The sequence below is a fragment of the Nocardioides sp. FY1077 genome, assembly GCF_058681775.1.
In genome coordinates, this window is sequence record NZ_JBZWDB010000001.1 from 952898 (window position 1) to 969266 (window position 16369).

Below are 16369 nucleotides of genomic sequence, written 5' to 3' on the forward strand. Positions count from 1 at the left end.
CGCTCGGGTCAGTGCAGCGGCTGCTCGGCGGCCACCGGCACCAGCGCGACGGCGGCCAGCGGGGCCAGCGCGGCCAGGGCGAACGCCGCGGCGTACCCGAGGTCGGCGACGAGCAGGCCCGCGACCGGCGGCACGGCGGAGGCGGCGAGGTACTGCGCGGTGTTCTGCGTGCCGAGGGCCCGGCCCGACCACGACGGCCCGGCCCGCTCGGCGACGGCGGTGAACGCCAGGCCGTTGTCGGCGACGGTGACCACGGTGGCCACCACGAGCAGCGGGACGGCCACGGCGAGGTCGAGCCCGGCGGCGAGGCCCAGCAGCGCCATCACCGCGGCCGCGGCGACGGTGACCCAGCGCAGCGGGCGCAGCCTGCTCGACACCACGTCGCTGAGCTGGCCGACGCCGACCCTGCCCAGGGCGCCCGCGACCTGGGCGCCCGCCACCAGGGCGCCGGCCGCGGCCGGTGACCAGCCGCGCTCCTGCACCAGCCACACCAGGGCGAAGGTCCACACGAGGAACTGCGGCACGACCAGGAGGACCGACACGAGGTGCACCCGGGCGAGGTAGCGGTCACCGCGGTAGGGGTTGACCGCGCCGCCGCGCGGCGTGGGCGGACGGGGTGGGTCGACCACCACCGTCACCACCACCAGCGCCGCGACGGCCGCGGCCACGACGGGCACGACCAGGGCGGCCCCCACCCCGCGGCTCTCCGCGACCACGGCGATCGAGACGGCGGCGACGCCGACCCCGACCGGCTGCGCCATCTGGCGCACCCCCATGGCCAGGCCGCGGCGGTGGGGCGGGAACCACCCCACCACGACCCGCCCGCTGGCCGAGGCGGTGCTGGCCGCGGCGGCCCCGGCCGCGACGAGCGCCAGGGCCAGGGGCACCACCCCGTCGAGGAGGCTGGCCAGGAGGCCGAGGGCGGCGGTGAGCAGGAGCCCCACCACCAGCACGACGCGCTCGCCGCGCACGTCGGTGAGCGCGCCCCAGGCGACCAGGGCGAGGGTGACGCCGAGCGTGGGTGCCGCGGCCACCAGGCCGGCCTGGGCCAGCGACAGGCCGCGGTCGTCGACGAGGGAGGGGATCAGGAACGCCGGGCCGTGCACGGTGATGCCGGCCGCGGCCTGGGCGAGGGTGGACGCCGCGAGCATCGACCAGCGCCGCGCCGGCCCGACCTCGCGCGGCCCGCCCGTGTCGAGGGTGTCGGCGGCGTCGGCAGCGGTCACGGCGCCAGTAGACCGCTGCCGCGGGGTGGTCCCGGGCCGCGTCTCGACGTACGACCGCCGGCCCGGCCCCTGCGAGCAGGGACCGGGCCGGCGGGTGGTGCGGTGGTGCAGGGGTGTCAGGTGGTCAGTCGACCGGCTGGATGCGCAGCTTGGCCGCACCGAAGTTGACCACCGAGTCGACCTCGGTGCCCTGGAGCAGCTTGAGCTGCAGGGCGATCACCTTGATGCCGCCGGCGATGCGCTGCACCTTGTTGGCCTCCAGGATGGCCAGGCCGGGGATCTCCAGGGGCTGGCCCGGGTCCGGCAGGGCCTGCTGCTCACCGTCGACGGTGATCGAGCCGATGGAGGTGCCGTTGGCGTTGCGGACGAGCTTGCCGCCGCGACGCACGACGTTGACGCGGCCGTTGATCGCCTCGATGACGAGGGCGCCGTCACCCAGGTCGACCGACGCGACGCCGGACTCCTCGAAGCCGAGCGCGCGCTTGGCGTTCTGCACGCCCCGCTGGCGGCTGTAGGCGCCGTCCACGACGAGCTGGCCGCCGAGGTCGACGGTGGCGGCGTTCTTCTCGCGCACGTCGCCGCCGGTGCCGGCGCACGGCATGATCGAGTTGATGGCCTTGCCCACCCGCACGAGCTCGCCGAGGACGTCGGCGCGCACGGGGTAGGAGTTGCCGTTGAAGATGCCGGAGACGATGCCGCGCTCGAGCTTGGCGGCGCTGCGGGCCAGCTTCACCACGGTGCCGGTGGCCGGCACGGTGATGCGCAGCGCGTTGGCGAAGGCCTTGGCGCTGTCCTTGTTCTTGCTGGTCGCGCTCGTGCCGAGGTCGATGATGGCCACGCCCGGGATCTCGATCGTGGGCGCGTCCTCGGTGGGGATCGGGATCGTCTGCGGCTCGCCGACGGGGCCCTGGAGCGTGATGCCCGCGACCTTGCTGGTGGTGAAGGTCTTGAAGCCCTTGTTCTCGCCGGACTTGGTGTAGGTCACCTTGGCCGTGGACGAGATGCCGGTCACCTGGAGGGTCCCGAGGGGGGTCTCCACGAGGTCGACGGAGGCGACGGCGTGCTTGGCCACCGAGGTCAGCGTGTTGCGGGTCTGACGGGTCTTCACGTCGGTGGAGACCCCGGAGACCTGGCCGAGGCCGGGCACGTTGGCCTCGGCCACGAAGTTCGACCGGGTCTTGCCGGCGATGTTGGTGCAGGCGATCGTGCTGAAGGCGGTCTTGCCGGAGCCGACCGGGATCTGCCCGCCGTCGGCGAACGAGCCGTAGCCGGTGGCGGTGAAGGCGAACGAGGTCTTGGAGCCCGCGGCGCGGGCGTCGGTGTCACCGGGTGCGGCCGTGACGGACGACGGCGCTGCGAGCAGCGCGGTCGACGCGGCGACGGCCAGGGCCGTGGCGACTGGGACCAGTCGACGAGACATTTGAGACTCCTAGGAGTGCAGGTCAAGGGGTGGGGGACGCCCTCCGAGCAGGGCCGACACAGCGATGTGACTTGTGGGTAACAGCGTGTCGCACCTGCATTCTGTACAGCCCGGTGCGCTTTCGTGGGCGGTTCTGCCAAATTCGTCCGGCTCGCACCCCGATCAATTGCGCGCCCGGCCGAGGCCCGCCGGCAGCCACACCCCGGCGGGTGGAGCCAGGCCGTCCCGGCCCCCACTCGGGGCCCGTTCGACCGACCCCGAGCGGGGTGGCCTCGTCTCGGATCCGAGACGGAGGGGCGTCGTGAGCAGTCGCGGCGAGCAGGCGCCGGGCCTTCACTGGAGCCATGAGCACCCTCACCACTCCCGCTGCCGGTCCGGCCACCGGCGTCACCCCCGTCGAGGTCGGCACCGGCCCGCTGAGCCCGGCCGACGTGGTCGCGGTGGCCCGCCACGGCGCGCCGGTGGTGCTGTCGGCCCAGGCCTGCGCCGCGATCGAGCGCTCCCGGGAGGTGGTCGACGCGCTCGCCGCCGCGCCGACGCCGGCGTACGGCGTCTCGACCGGCTTCGGTGCGCTGGCGACCCGGCACGTGCCGGTGGAGCTGCGGGCGCGGCTGCAGCGCTCGCTGGTGCGCTCGCACGCCGCGGGGTCGGGCCCGGAGGTGGAGGAGGAGGTCACCCGGGCGCTGATGCTGCTGCGGCTCTCCACCCTGGCGACCGGGCGCACCGGCGTACGGCTCGCCACGGCCCGGCTGCTCGCCGACCTGCTGACCCACCGCATCACGCCGGTGGTGCACGAGCACGGGTCGCTGGGCTGCTCGGGCGACCTCGCCCCCCTCTCGCACTGCGCGCTCGCGCTGCTGGGCGAGGGCAGCGTGCGCGACGCCGCGGGCCGGCTGGTGCCGGCCGCCGAGGCGCTCGCGGCCGCGGGCCTCGCGCCGGTGGAGCTGGCGGAGAAGGAGGGCCTGGCACTGATCAACGGCACCGACGGCATGCTCGGCATGCTGGTGCTGGCCGTCGACGACCTGCGTCGGCTGCTGCGCACCGCCGACGTCGCCGCGGCCATGTCGGTGGAGGGCCAGCTCGGGACCGACCGGGTCTTCGCCGCCGACCTGCAGGCCCTGCGACCCCATCCCGGCCAGGCGGCCTCGGCGGCCAACCTGGTGGACCTGCTGGCCGGCTCGGCGATCATGGACTCCCACCGCGGCCCGGAGTGCCACCGCGTGCAGGACGCCTACTCGCTGCGCTGCGCGCCCCAGGTGCACGGCGCGGCCCGCGACACCGTGGAGCACGCCGCCACCGTGGCCGGGCGCGAGCTGGCCTCGGCGATCGACAACCCGGTCGTGGTCACCGACCCCGACGGCACCTCCCGGGTGGAGTCGAACGGCAACTTCCACGGGGCACCGGTGGCCTACGTGCTCGACTTCCTCGCGGTGGTCGCCGCCGACGTCGCCTCGATCGGCGAGCGGCGCACCGACCGGTTCCTCGACCAGTCCCGCAGCCACGGCCTGCCGCCGTTCCTGGCCCACGACCCGGGCGTCGACAGCGGGCTGATGATCGCGCAGTACACCCAGGCCGCCATCGTCTCCGACCTGAAGCGGCTCGCGGTGCCGGCGTCGGTGGACTCGATCCCGAGCTCGGCGATGCAGGAGGACCACGTGTCGATGGGCTGGTCGGGCGCGCGCAAGCTGCGCCGCAGCATCGACGGGCTGACCCGCGTCGTGGCGATCGAGGTGATGACGGCGGCCCGCGCGCTCGAGCTGCGGGGCCCACTGACGCCGTCGCCGGCGCACGCCGCGGTGGTCGCCGCGCTGCGCGCGGGCGGGGTGGAGGGTCCGGGGCCCGACCGCCACCTCGCCCCGGAGATCGAGGCCGCCGTCGCCCTGGTCGCCTCCGGCGCCGTGCTCGCCGCCGCCGAGGGCGTCGTCGGGAGCCTGCGGTGAACCCCCGGCTGCCGGTGCGCGCGGCGCGCGGCACCGGCCTCACCGCCCGGTCGTGGCAGAGCGAGGCCGCGCTGCGGATGCTGATGAACAACCTCGACCCCGACGTCGCCGAGCGCCCCGAGGACCTCGTCGTGTACGGCGGCACCGGCAGGGCGGCGCGCAGCTGGGAGGCCTACGACGCGATCGTCGCCTGCCTCACCGACCTGCGTGACGACGAGACCCTGCTCGTGCAGTCGGGCAAGCCGGTCGGGGTGATGCGCACCCACACGTGGGCGCCCCGGGTGCTGATCGCCAACGCCAACCTGGTGGGCGACTGGGCGAGCTGGGAGGAGTTCCGCCGCCTGGAGGACCTCGGCCTGACGATGTACGGCCAGATGACGGCCGGCTCCTGGATCTACATCGGCACCCAGGGCATCCTCCAGGGCACCTTCGAGACCTTCGCCGCGGTCGCCGACAGCCTCGCGGCCGGCGGTCGCCACGCCCACAGCGGCGGCACCCTGGCCGGCACCATCACGCTCACCGCCGGCCTCGGCGGCATGGGCGGGGCCCAGCCGCTGGCGGTCACCATGAACGACGGCGTCGCGATCTGCGTCGACGTCGACCCCGCCCGCATCGCCCGGCGCATCGAGCACCGCTACCTCGACGTGCGCGCCGACTCCGCCGCCCACGCCGTCGCGCTGGCCGTCGAGGCCCGCGACGCCCGCCGTCCGCTCTCGATCGGCCTGCTCGGCAACGCCGCCGAGGTCGTGCCGTGGATGCTGGAGACCGGGGCGCCGATCGACGTGGTCACCGACCAGACCTCCGCGCACGACCCGCTGTCCTACCTGCCGGTGGGCGTCGCGTTCGACGACTGGCACGCCGCCGCGGCCCGCGACCCCGCGGGGTTCACCGCACAGGCGCGGGCGTCGATGGCCGCGCACGTGGCGGCCATGGTCGGCTTCCGCGACCGCGGCGCCGAGGTGTTCGACTACGGCAACTCCATCCGCGACGAGGCCCGCACCGGCGGCTGCGACCGCGCCTTCGAGGTGCCGGGCTTCGTGCCGGCCTACATCCGCCCCCAGTTCTGCGAGGGCCGCGGGCCCTTCCGCTGGGCCGCGCTCTCCGGCGACCCCGCCGACATCGAGGCCACCGACCGGGCGGTGTGCGAGCTGTTCCCCGACGACGAGCGGCTGCACCGGTGGATCCGGATGGCCGGGGAGCGGGTGGCGTTCCAGGGCCTGCCCGCCCGCATCTGCTGGCTCGGCCAGGGCCAGCGCCACCTGGCCGGCCTGCGGTTCAACGAGATGGTGGCCAGCGGCGAGCTCAGCGCGCCGGTGGTCATCGGTCGCGACCACCTCGACTGCGGCTCGGTGGCCTCGCCCTACCGCGAGACCGAGGCCATGCTCGACGGCTCCGACGCGATCGCCGACTGGGCGCTGCTCAACGCGCTGGTCACCACCGCCTCGGGCGCGAGCTGGGTGTCGATCCACCACGGGGGCGGGGTCGGGATGGGCCGCTCGATCCACGCCGGGCAGGTGTGCGTGGCCGACGGCACCGCGCTGGCCGCCGAGAAGCTGGAGCGGGTGCTGACCAACGACCCCGCGACGGGCGTGGTGCGCCACGTCGACGCCGGCTACTCCCGGGCCGCCGAGGTCGCCGCCGAGCAGGGCGTGCGGGTGCCGATGGACCAGGTTGTGCGCGACTGACCTCTGCGGGACCCCCGGGCCGCCCGTGCGGTGGTGGGCCCGGGCTCCCGGGCTGGTCGACCGGTCAGGACGACGGGCGCGGGGAGTCGAGCAGCAGCGTGACCGGACCGTCGCCGACCGAGGTGACCTGCATGTCGGCCCCGAACACCCCGCGCGAGACCCGCGCCCCCAGCCGCTCCAGCTCGGCGCAGACCGCCACGTAGAGGGGCTCGCTCACCGGCCCGGGCGCCGCGGACTGCCACGTGGGGCGCCGGCCCTTGCGCGCGTCGCCGTACAGCGTGAACTGGCTGACCACCAGCACGGGTGCGTCGACCTCGGAGGCCGAGCGCTCCTCGCGCAGCAGCCGCAGCTCCCAGATCTTGCGGGCGGTCCAGGCGACGTCGGCGGGGCCGTCGTCGTGGGTGACGCCGAGGTGCACCAGCAGCCCCGGCCCGTCGAGGGCGCCCACCACCTCGCCGGCCACCTCGACGTGCGCCGACAGGACCCGCTGCACCACTGCTCTCATGCCGCCATCCTGGCCCGGCGGGCACGATGGGGGAGTGCCCGACCCCGCCGGTCCCGACCCCGCCGACCCCGCCGACCCCGGGCCGGACGTCGACGTCGACGTCGCGGCGCTGCTCGCGCGGGTACCGCTGGGGTGGTCGCCGGTGCGCTGGGCCGGGCGCGCCTGGGGGCTGACCCGCAGCGAGCAGGTCGGCGGGCGCTCGCAGAAGGTGTGGGCCGAGGAGCTCGGCGGGCCCGGGATCGTCAGCGCCAACGTCTACCTGCCCGACGACGGCGCGCCGCGGCTGCGTCCGTGCGAGATGCCGGCCGAGGTGGTGCTGGACTTCCTGGCCGGCTGGGAGCCACGCTGACCCGGTGGCCCACCCGCCGATGTTCCGCGACGACGACCCGGCCCTGCTGCGCCTGCGCGAGGTGGCGCTGGCGCTGCCGGACGCCGCGATGAAGGTGTCCCACGGCCGGCCGGCGTTCCACGTCGCCCCCCGCCGCAAGGTGTTCACCTACTACGGCGCGTCCCGGCGCGTCGACGGGGAGTGGGTGCAGCACGAGTCGTGCGTGGTGGTGCTGCCCGATCCCGCCGAGCGCACCGCGCTGCTCGACGACCCTCGGGTGTTCGTGCCGGCCTACCTCGGACCGTCGGGCTGGCTCGGCGTCGACCTGGTCGCGCCGGGCGCCCCGGCGTGGGACGAGCAGTGGACGGAGGTCGCCGAGCTGGTCGACGCCTCCTACCGCGCCACCGCCGGCCCGCGGCGGGTGGCCGCCCTGGACGCACGAGACGCCGACGGCCGTGGGGGCGGGGGCCCGCGCGGCTGACCTGCTCGCGCCCGCAGGCAGGATGGGCGCGTGACGAGACGCGGACTGGTCCTGGGTGGCGGCGGCATCACCGGGATCGCCTGGGAGACCGGGCTGCTCGCCGGGCTGGCCGAGGCGGGGATCGACCTCACCACCGCCGACCGGGTGGTCGGGACGTCGGCGGGCTCGATCGTGGGTGCGCAGGTCACCGGCGACGTGCCGCTCGACGAGCTGTACCGCCGCCAGCTGCTGCCACCCCAGGACACCGACCCGCCGGCGCGGATCGGGGCGGGCGTGGTGGCGGCGTTCGCCCTCGCGCTGCTGCGCTCCCGGGGCGACGTGGAGCGCTTCGGCCGGCTGCTGGGCGCCCGGGCGGTGCGGGTGGCGGCCGCCGGGGGCACGCCGACGGTGGAGGAGCGCTACGCCCAGGTGCGGCTGCGCCTCACCGGCACGACCTGGCCCGAGCGCGACCTCGTGGTCACCGCGGTCGACGTCGCGACGGGTGCGCTGGTGGCCCTCGACCGCAGCGGCGACACCGGGCTCGAGGACGCCGTCAACGCCAGCTGCGCCGTGCCGTGCGTCTATCCGCCGATCCCGGTGGGGACGCGGGTGCTCATCGACGGCGGGGTGCGCTCCGGCACCAACGCCGACCTCGCCGCCGGCTGCGACCGGGTGGTCGCCCTGGCCCCGGCCGACCGGGCGGTGGGCCCGGTGCGCAGCGCCGGCCAGCAGCTCGAGGCCCTCGGCGTGCCCCACCTGGTGGTCGCCCCCGACGCCGCCTCGCGCGCCGCGATCGGCCGCAACGTGCTCGACCCCGCCGCCCGCCCCGGCTCCGCCCGGGCCGGCCACGCCCAGGCCGCTGCCTGGGCCGACCGGGTCCGCGCGGTCTGGGGCTGAGCCGGGGTGGGCGGTTTCCCCGGCCGGCCGGGGAAACCGGAACTGGGTGGGCGAAATTTCAGCCACCGAGTGGCAGTTTCCGCCTCCCAGTTCCCGGTGCGACCGTGGAGGGGCCCCGGACGCACGAGACCCCCGGCCGGTCGGCCGGGGGTCGTCGTGAGCGAATCGCCGTCGCGGGGTCAATAGACCCGGCGGCGGGTGCCTCCGATCGGCACCAGGTTGAGGATCACGCCGATGACGATCAGCGCGATGCCCAGGTAGATGAGCACCTGCATCGACACGACGAGGCCGATGACCAGCAGGATCAGTCCGAGCAGGACCATGTGAGACTCCCTCCAGAGATGGAGCCCCCAGGTCTAGTGGGCCGGGGCGAGCGGCGCACTCACCTCTGGGGGTGACCGGGGCCGCTCAGCCCTGCAGGGCCACCACGGCGTCGTGGATGGCGAGGGCACGTCGCGCCGACTCCACGTGGAGGTGCTCGACCATCTTCCCCTGGTAGGTGACGACGCCGCTGCCGCGGCCGGCCTCCCACGCCTCCAGGACGCCGCGCGCGTCCTCCACCGCCTGCGCCGACGGGGCGAACTGCTCGTTGGCCGGAGCGACCTGGCCGGGGTGCACCAGCGTCTTGCCGTCGAAGCCCAGCTGTCGGCCCTGCTCGCACTCCGCGAGGAAGCCGGCCTCGTCGCGCACGTCGTTGTAGACCCCGTCGAGGATCGCGACGCCGGCGGCGCGGGCCGCCAGCAGCGAGAGCGACAGCGAGGTCAGCAGCGGCGCGCGTCCGGGCACGTGCTCGGCGTACAGCTCCTTGACCAGGTCGTTGGTGCCCATGACCAGCACGGCGAGGCGCTCGGAGGCGCCGGCGATCTCGCGCACGTCGAGCACGGCCTGCGGCGTCTCGACCATCGCCCACAGCCGGGTGTGGTCCGGCGCGCCGGCCTTCTCCAACGCGGCCACCAGCGCGCGCACCTCGTCGGCGCTGCCCACCTTCGGCACCACCACGCCCGCGGGGCCCGCCTGCGCCGCGGCCGCCAGGTCGTCGTCGTGCCATTCGGTGCCGATGCCGTTGACCCGGATCGTCACGGTGCGGCGTCCGTAGTCGCCCGAGGCCACCGCGGCGACCGCCGCCTCGCGGGCGGCGGGCTTGGCGTCCGGGGCGACGGCGTCCTCGAGGTCGAGGATGAGGCCGTCGCAGGGGATCGTCCGTGCCTTCTCCAGCGCGCGCTGGTTGGAGGCGGGCATGTAGAGCACCGAGCGCAGGGGCGTGTGCTGGGTCGACTGCTGGGTCGTCGGCGGGGTCATCGGCTCAGGCCTCCGTGGCGATCGCGTCGTACTGCTGCTTCAGCTCGGGGTCGACGGCGGCGAGGCGCTCGGCGAGCTCGACCATGACCAGGCACTGCTTGAGCGAGGCGTCGTCCTCCATCTTCCCGTCGAGCATCACCGCGCCGGTGCCGTCGCCCATGGCCGCGACCACGCGGCGGGCGTGGGCGACGTCCTCGACGCTGGGGCTGAAGACGCGGTGCGCGATCTGCACCTGCTTCGGGTGCAGGCTCCAGGTGCCGACGCAGCCCAGGAGGAACGCGTTGCGGAACTGGTCCTCGCAGGCCACCACGTCGGCGATGTCGCCGAAGGGGCCGTAGTAGGGGTAGATGCCGTGCATCGCGCAGGCGTCGACCATGCGGGCGATCGTGTAGTGCCACAGGTCCTGCTGGTACGTCGTGCGCTCGGCGTCGATCTCGGCGATCCCGAGCTCGTTGCGCGGGGGGTCCTGGCGCACGAGGTAGCCGGGGTGGCCGCCGCCGACCCGGGTGGTCTTCATGCGGCGGTCGGCGGCGAGGTCGGCGGGGCCGAGGGAGAGGCCCTGCATCCGCGGGCTGGCGCCGCAGATCTCCTCGATGTTGGCCACGCCGCGGGCCGTCTCCAGGATGGCGTGCACCAGGATCGGCCGGGTCAGCCCGGCCTTGGCCTCGAGCTGGGCGAGCAGCCGGTCGACGTAGTGGATGTCCTCGGCGCCCTGCACCTTCGGCACCATCACCACGTCGAGCCGCTCGCCGATGCCCGGCACCAGCGTGGTGAGGTCGTCGAGGGCCCACGGGCTGTCGAGGGAGTTGATCCGGGTCCACAGCTGGGTGGGGCTGTCGGGGCCGCCGAGGCCCTCGTTCTCCTGGCTGATCCGCACCAGGCCCTCGCGCGCGGCCACCTTGTTGTCGGCCTTGACGGCGTCCTCGAGGTTGCCGAGCAGGACGTCGACGGTGCCGACCATCTGCGGCACCTTCGCGGCCATCTTCGCGTTGCTGGGATCGAAGAAATGGATCGCGCGGCTGGGCCGGGCCGGGATCTCGGTCGGCGGCGCGGGGGCGCCCACCGCGAGCGGGCGGAAGAAGTCCTTGGCGGGTCGCATGCGCCGGAACGTAGCAGCGGGTGGTTACCGGCCGGTATGACCCATCTCTCGCCCGTCTCCGCTCAGCCGCGGCGCCGGCGCCACCAGCCGCGGCGGGCCGCCGCGGGCGGGGTGGCCGCAGTCGACTCGGCGAGCGCCCGTCGCTGCGCCTCGCGCCGCTCCTCCCGGCGGGCCCGCCACGCCGCGACGGTCTGCTCGACGTCGCGCGGCATGGTGATCAGGGGTGGCCCGCCGGTGGGCGTGTAGCGGGCCCGCAGCACGCGCGCGTTGAAGTCCTCCACCGCGTCCCGCGCCTCCTTCTCGGCGACCAGCCGGTCGAGGCGGGCGTCGAGCTCGGCGTCGTCCTTGCGCAGGGCCAGCGCGGGCGGGAGCACCCCGGTGACCTGCTCGCGCTCGACGAGGCGCTTGACCCACCAGTCGGGGTCGTGGTCGGTGGTGGTGAGCCCCTCGATGGGCTTGCCGGCACCGGGCAGGTCGTCGAAGTCGCCGCGGGCCATCGCGACGCGCAGCTGCTCGTCGACCCAGGTGGCCTGGTTCTCGATACGTGCGGCCGCGGCACTGCGTCCGCTGCGCTTGCGCCGCTCGCGCTCGTCGGCGCCGCCGCCGTCGCGCCCGGTCCTGTCGGTCATCGACCCCACCTCCGCGCCGCCCAGCCTACGGACCGGGCGGTGGCCGTCTGGAGGACCGACGCCTGCCGGGTCTCGGATCCGAGACCGCGGCCGGGCGGGGGACGTTGACCGGGCCTCGGCGCCTCGCTGGACTGGCGGGGTGCCCCCGCCCCCGACGCAGCCGTCCGCTCCCGGCTCAGCCGCCCCAGCGCCCGCGGTGCACCACGTCGTCGAGGGCGCGGCGCGGGCGCCGCGACGGCGACCCCGCGGCGCCGGCGTCGTCGGGGTCGCGGTGGCCCATCGTGACGACACCGATGGGGTCGACGTCGGCGGGCAGCGCGAACTCCGCGCGCACCGCGGCCTCCCGACCCGGCGGGACGCCGAAGAAGCAGGCGCCCAGGCCCTCGTCGACGGCGGTCTGCAGGATCAACAGGCTCGCCATGGCGGCGTCCATGTGCCAGTAGGGCATCGACCAGCGGGCCTCCGCGCGGTCGCGCCAGCCCTTGTCGGGCTGGGCGTAGCGCTCGAGGTAGGCGGCCTTGCTGCTGCACGGCACGATCACCACCGGCGCGCGCATCATGCCGGTCAGCCACGGGTCGGGGTCGTCGACCGAGTCGGACGTCGTCGTCCACCAGCGTCGTACGTCGTCGGGCCGGTCGAGCACCAGGAAGCCCCAGCCCTGGGTGAAGCCGGCGCTGGGCGCCCGCACGGCGTTGGCCAGGGCCCGGTCGACCACGGCGGGGTCGACCGGCCGCTCGGCGTAGCGGCGGACCATCCTCCGGCGGCGCACGACGTCCTGGAACTCCACGGAGGTCACTGTGCCTGACGACTTCGAGGCCATGTGGGCCGACCTCGCGCCGCTCGGCCGCTCGGCGCGCACCGGCGGCTACCGACGCCGCCCGTGGGAGGCGGCCGAGCGGGAGCTGCGGGCGTGGTTCCTCGCGGCGTGCGCCACGCGGGGTCTCGACCTGCGCACCGACGGCGTCGGCAACGTGGTGGCGTGGTGGCACCCGGCGGGCGACGGTGTCGTGGACGGGCGCGGGGTGGTCGACGGGGTGGTCACCGGCTCCCACCTCGACTCGGTGGACGAGGGCGGGGCCTTCGACGGCCCCCTGGGCGTGGTCTCCGCGCTGGCGGCCCTCGACCGCCTCCGCGAGCGGGGGGTCGTGCCGACCCGGCCGGTGGGGGTCGCCGTGCTCGCCGAGGAGGAGGGCTCCCGCTTCGGGCGCGCCTGCCTCGGCTCCCGGCTGGCCACCGGCGCCCTGGCCTGGCGCGAGGCCCGCGAGCTGGTGGACGCCGCCGGCGTGCGTCTGCCCGACGCGCTGGAGGCCGCCGGGCTGCCCGGGCTCGACGGGGCCGGGCACCGGGGGGCGGGCACCGGGGTGCTCGACGGCGTCGGCGCGTTCGTCGAGCTGCACGTCGAGCAGGGCCGCGCGCTGGTCGACCTCGACGCCGCGGTGGGCGTGGCCTCCGGCATCTGGCCCCACGGGCGCTGGCGCGTCGACCTCCACGGCCGCGCCGACCACGCCGGCACGACGCGGATGGACGACCGCGCCGACCCGGTGGTGACCTTCGCCGGGCTGGTCCTGGCGGCGGCCGGGGAGGCCCGGTCGGCCGGGGCGCGGGCGACCGTGGGGCGGGTGGAGGTGACCCCCGGCGGCACCAACGCGATCGCCTCGCGGGTCACCGCCTGGCTCGACGCCCGCGCCGCCACCGACGCCGACCTCGACGCGCTCGTGGAGGCGGTGGTGGCCCGGGTCGAGGAGCGGGCGGTCGCCGACGGCACCCGCGTGGAGGTGGCTCCCGAGTCGGTGTCGGGGTCGGTGTCGTTCGACCCCGCGCTGGTGGGGGCGGGTACCGGCGGGGCCCGGTCGTGGCCGGTGCTGCCCACGCAGGCCGGCCACGACGCCGGCGTGCTGGCCGCGGCCGGCGTGCCGACGGCGATGCTGTTCGTGCGCAACCCCACCGGGGTCTCCCACTCGCCGGCCGAGCACGCCGAGACCGCCGACTGCCTGCGCGGCGTCGAGGCGCTGGCCGACGTGCTCGAGGGGCTGGCCGTCCCGTGAGCCCGGCGAGCCCGGTGAGCCCGGCGAGCCCGGTGAGCCCGGTGAGCCCGGTGAGCCCGGTGGGTGCCGTGCTGCTGGAGCGGGCGTGGCTGGGCGACCGGCTGGCGCGCGACGTGCTGGTGGAGGTGGCCGGCGGCCGGTTCACCCGGGTCGATGCAGGCACCCCGCCGGAGCGCTGCCCCGGGGTGGAGCGGGTGGGCGGGCTGGTCGTGCCGGGCCTGGCCAACGCCCACAGCCACGCCTTCCACCGCGCGCTGCGGGGGCGCACCCAGCGCGGTCGCGGCACGTTCTGGACCTGGCGCGAGCAGATGTACGCCGTCGCCGCGCGCCTCGATCCCGACCGCTACCACCGCCTCGCGCGGGCGGTGTTCCGCGAGATGGTCGCCGGCGGCACCACCACCGTGGGGGAGTTCCACTACCTCCACCACCGCCCCGACGGCTCGCCGTACGCCCCGCCGCACGCCCCGGCCGGTGCGATGGAGCTGGCGCTGGTGGAGGCCGCGCGCGACGCCGGGCTGCGGCTGTCGCTGCTCGACACCTGCTACCTCAGCAGCGGCTTCGGTGCCCCGACCGAGGGGGTGCAGCGCCGCTACGACGACGGGTCGGTGGAGGCGTGGGCGCGCCGGGTGGCGGCGCTGCGCGAGCGGCTGGCCGACCGCGGCGATCTCGTGGTGGGGGTGGCGGTGCACTCGGTGCGGGCGGTGCCGCGCGAGGCCGTGCCGCGGGTGGTGGAGGCGGCCGGCGGCGGACCGCTGCACGTGCACCTCTCGGAGCAGCCGGCCGAGAACGACGCCTGCCTCGCCGCCCACGGCGTCACCCCCACCCGGCTGCTCCACGACGCCGGTGCCCTGGGGTCGGCGACCACGGCAGTGCACGCCACCCACCTCACCGACGACGACGTCGCCCTGCTCGGCGCCACCGGCACCCGCGTCTGCTTCTGCCCCACCACCGAGCGCGACCTCGGCGACGGCGTCGGCCCCGGACGCCGGCTGGTGGAGGCCGGCGCGGTGATGACGCTGGGCAGCGACAGCCACGCGGTGGTCGACCCCTGGGAGGAGATGCGCGCCCTCGAGCTCGACGAGCGGCTCGCGCGCCGCACCCGGGGCCACTGGAGCGCCGCCGAGCTGCTCGCCGCCGGCACCGACCACGCCGGGCTCGGCCTGCCCGACGCCGGGGCGATCGCGGTGGGCGCCCGTGCCGACCTCGTCGTGCTCGACACGTCTTCGCCGCGCACCGCCGGCACCGGCGCCGACGAGCAGACGGCGGTGTTCGCGGCCACCGCCGCCGACGTGCTGCGGGTGATGGTCGACGGGCGCTGGGTCGTGGGGCGCGCCGACCACGCCGCGATCGGTCGCGAGCTCGCCGCTGCCGTGGCCGAGGTGACCGAGGTGACCGAGGTGACCGAGGTGGCCGAGGTGGCCGAGCCGGTTGCGTCGCTGGGCGGCGGCTCCTCGCCCGGTGCGGGCCGCGGTCGGCGTCCTGGAAGGGTGGGGTCGTGAGCAGCACCCTCCTCGACGGCATCGGCGAGCTGGCGACCAACGACCCCGACGGGCACGACGGGCGGGCCGGACACGGTGGGGCCGGCCCCCGCGGCCACGGCGCGCTGGCCACCCTCGAGCGGGCCGCGCTGGTCGTGGAGGACGGTCTGGTGGTGTGGGTGGGCGCGGCCCAGGACGCCCCGGCCGCCGACACGCGCGTCGACGCCGGCGGGCGCGCGGTGCTGCCCGGCTTCGTCGACGCGCACTCCCACCTCGTGCACGCCGGTGACCGCGCCGGGGAGTTCGCCGCCCGGATGGCGGGCGAGCGGTACGCCGCCGGCGGCATCCGCACCACCGTGGCCGCCACCCGCGCCGCCACCGACGAGCAGCTGACCGCGACCGTCGCCCGCCTGGTGGCCGAGATGCGCCGCCAGGGCACCACCACGGTGGAGGTCAAGAGCGGCTACGGCCTCACGGTGCACGACGAGGCGCGCAGCCTCGCCGTGGCGCGGCAGTTCACCGAGGAGACGACGTTCCTCGGCGCCCACGTCGTGCCGCCCGAGCACGTCGACGACCCGGCGGCGTACGTCGACCTGGTCACCGGTCCGATGCTGGCCGCCGCGGCGCCCCACGCACGGTGGGTCGACGCCTTCTGCGAGGTCGGCGCCTTCGACGCCGACCAGGCCCGGGCGGTGCTGCTGGCTGGTGCGGCGGCCGGGCTGCGCGGGCGGCTGCACGCCAACCAGCTGGGTCCGGGACCCGGGGTGTCGCTCGCCGCCGAGCTCGGGCTCGTGGCGGTCGACCACTGCACCCACCTCACCGACGTCGACGTCGACGCGCTGCGCGACGCCGGCACTGTGGCGACCCTGCTGCCCGGGGTGGAGTTCTCCACCCGGCAGCCCTACCCCGACGCCCGCCGCCTCCTCGACGCCGGCGTCACGGTGGCGCTGGCCAGCGACTGCAACCCCGGCTCGAGCTACACCAGCAGCCTGCCGTTCTGCATCGCCCTCGCCGTGCGCGAGATGGGGCTGACCCCGGCCGAGGCCGTGCACGCCGCCACCGCCGGCGGGGCCGCCGCCCTCGACCGCGACGACGTCGGCCGGCTCGCCCCCGGCTCCCGCGCCGACCTGGTGCTGCTCGACGCCCCCAGCCACCTCCACCTCGCCTACCGCCCCGGCGTGCCCCTGGTCGCCGGCGTGTGGCTCGGCGGCCGGCCGGTGGTCTGATGCGTCCCGTCCGTCTCGGGCAGGGGTGGTGCGTCATACGGATGGTGGGTGCGACTCCACGGTTCGTATGACGCTGGTGCCTGGGGCCGGCGACGGCAGGGCCTGCGGGGTGGGACGTCATACGGATGGTGG

Annotated in this window: 16 protein-coding genes; 8 read left to right on the forward strand and 8 right to left on the reverse strand. The window is 76.1% G+C overall.

Annotated elements, in window-relative coordinates:
* Positions 1 to 8: 8 nt before the first annotated feature.
* Together AC4OR8_RS04445 and AC4OR8_RS04450 are read right to left on the reverse strand one after the other, a co-directional pair.
* The gene (locus AC4OR8_RS04445) at positions 9 to 1226 is read right to left on the reverse strand and encodes an MFS transporter (protein WP_492164362.1); all 1218 of its coding nucleotides are present in this window, start codon (positions 1224 to 1226) and stop codon (positions 9 to 11) included.
* Positions 1227 to 1350: 124 nt separating this feature from the next.
* Complete coding sequence (locus tag AC4OR8_RS04450) at positions 1351 to 2646, reverse strand: choice-of-anchor P family protein (RefSeq protein ID WP_492164363.1); 1296 nt, start codon at positions 2644 to 2646, stop codon at positions 1351 to 1353.
* 344 nt (positions 2647 to 2990) lie between these two features.
* On the opposite strand from AC4OR8_RS04450, the gene hutH reads away from it, so the two are divergent.
* Both hutH and hutU read left to right on the forward strand, forming a co-directional pair.
* Positions 2991 to 4586, forward strand: coding sequence for a histidine ammonia-lyase (gene hutH / locus AC4OR8_RS04455; RefSeq protein WP_492164364.1), 1596 nt, complete (start codon positions 2991 to 2993; stop codon positions 4584 to 4586).
* Positions 4583 to 6271: a urocanate hydratase gene (gene hutU / locus AC4OR8_RS04460; protein ID WP_492164365.1), complete on the forward strand. Its 1689-nt coding sequence runs from the start codon at positions 4583 to 4585 to the stop codon at positions 6269 to 6271. The genes hutH and hutU overlap by 4 nt, the downstream gene beginning before the upstream one ends.
* A gap of 64 nt (positions 6272 to 6335) precedes the next feature.
* On the opposite strand, the gene dtd is transcribed toward hutU, so the two are convergent.
* The gene (gene dtd / locus AC4OR8_RS04465; protein ID WP_492164366.1) at positions 6336 to 6776 is read right to left on the reverse strand and encodes a D-aminoacyl-tRNA deacylase; all 441 of its coding nucleotides are present in this window, start codon (positions 6774 to 6776) and stop codon (positions 6336 to 6338) included.
* A 34-nt stretch (positions 6777 to 6810) separates the two neighbouring features.
* Here dtd and AC4OR8_RS04470 point away from each other — a divergent pair, with 34 nt between their 5' ends.
* The 3 genes from AC4OR8_RS04470 to AC4OR8_RS04480 are packed head-to-tail and all read left to right on the forward strand — an operon-like array spanning position 6811 to position 8461.
* Positions 6811 to 7125, forward strand: a complete 315-nt coding sequence (locus AC4OR8_RS04470; protein ID WP_492164367.1) for a hypothetical protein — start codon at positions 6811 to 6813, stop codon at positions 7123 to 7125.
* A 4-nt stretch (positions 7126 to 7129) separates the two neighbouring features.
* The gene (locus AC4OR8_RS04475; RefSeq protein WP_492164368.1) at positions 7130 to 7585 is read left to right on the forward strand and encodes an MmcQ/YjbR family DNA-binding protein; all 456 of its coding nucleotides are present in this window, start codon (positions 7130 to 7132) and stop codon (positions 7583 to 7585) included.
* A gap of 30 nt (positions 7586 to 7615) precedes the next feature.
* Positions 7616 to 8461 (forward strand): patatin-like phospholipase family protein, encoded by an 846-nt coding sequence (locus AC4OR8_RS04480; protein WP_492164369.1) that lies wholly within the window; start codon positions 7616 to 7618, stop codon positions 8459 to 8461.
* A gap of 179 nt (positions 8462 to 8640) precedes the next feature.
* Here AC4OR8_RS04480 and AC4OR8_RS04485 read toward each other — a convergent pair whose 3' ends face one another.
* The 5 genes from AC4OR8_RS04485 to AC4OR8_RS04505 all read right to left on the reverse strand — a co-directional run bounded on the left by AC4OR8_RS04485 (position 8641) and on the right by AC4OR8_RS04505 (position 12275).
* Positions 8641 to 8784 (reverse strand): hypothetical protein, encoded by a 144-nt coding sequence (locus AC4OR8_RS04485; RefSeq protein ID WP_492164370.1) that lies wholly within the window; start codon positions 8782 to 8784, stop codon positions 8641 to 8643.
* Between the two features lie 85 nt (positions 8785 to 8869).
* Positions 8870 to 9760, reverse strand: a complete 891-nt coding sequence (locus AC4OR8_RS04490) for an HpcH/HpaI aldolase/citrate lyase family protein (RefSeq protein ID WP_492164371.1) — start codon at positions 9758 to 9760, stop codon at positions 8870 to 8872.
* 4 nt (positions 9761 to 9764) lie between these two features.
* Positions 9765 to 10859, reverse strand: a complete 1095-nt coding sequence (locus tag AC4OR8_RS04495; RefSeq protein ID WP_492164372.1) for an HpcH/HpaI aldolase/citrate lyase family protein — start codon at positions 10857 to 10859, stop codon at positions 9765 to 9767.
* Positions 10860 to 10921: 62 nt separating this feature from the next.
* A complete protein-coding gene (locus AC4OR8_RS04500; protein ID WP_492164373.1) occupies positions 10922 to 11488 on the reverse strand; it encodes a DnaJ family domain-containing protein in 567 nt (188 codons plus the stop codon).
* Between the two features lie 175 nt (positions 11489 to 11663).
* A complete protein-coding gene (locus AC4OR8_RS04505) occupies positions 11664 to 12275 on the reverse strand; it encodes a nitroreductase family protein (protein ID WP_492164374.1) in 612 nt (203 codons plus the stop codon).
* A 10-nt stretch (positions 12276 to 12285) separates the two neighbouring features.
* On the opposite strand from AC4OR8_RS04505, the gene AC4OR8_RS04510 reads away from it, so the two are divergent.
* From AC4OR8_RS04510 to hutI, 3 genes are read left to right on the forward strand one after another with little or no spacing between them, the layout of a single operon-like run.
* Positions 12286 to 13533: an allantoate amidohydrolase gene (locus AC4OR8_RS04510; RefSeq protein ID WP_492164375.1), complete on the forward strand. Its 1248-nt coding sequence runs from the start codon at positions 12286 to 12288 to the stop codon at positions 13531 to 13533.
* On the forward strand, positions 13530 to 15032 hold the full coding sequence (locus tag AC4OR8_RS04515) for a formimidoylglutamate deiminase (RefSeq protein ID WP_492164376.1): 1503 nt from the start codon (positions 13530 to 13532) through the stop codon (positions 15030 to 15032). Before AC4OR8_RS04510 ends, AC4OR8_RS04515 begins: the two co-directional genes overlap by 4 nt.
* Positions 15029 to 16237: an imidazolonepropionase gene (gene hutI / locus AC4OR8_RS04520; RefSeq protein ID WP_492164377.1), complete on the forward strand. Its 1209-nt coding sequence runs from the start codon at positions 15029 to 15031 to the stop codon at positions 16235 to 16237. Before AC4OR8_RS04515 ends, hutI begins: the two co-directional genes overlap by 4 nt.
* Positions 16238 to 16369: the final 132 nt, after the last annotated feature.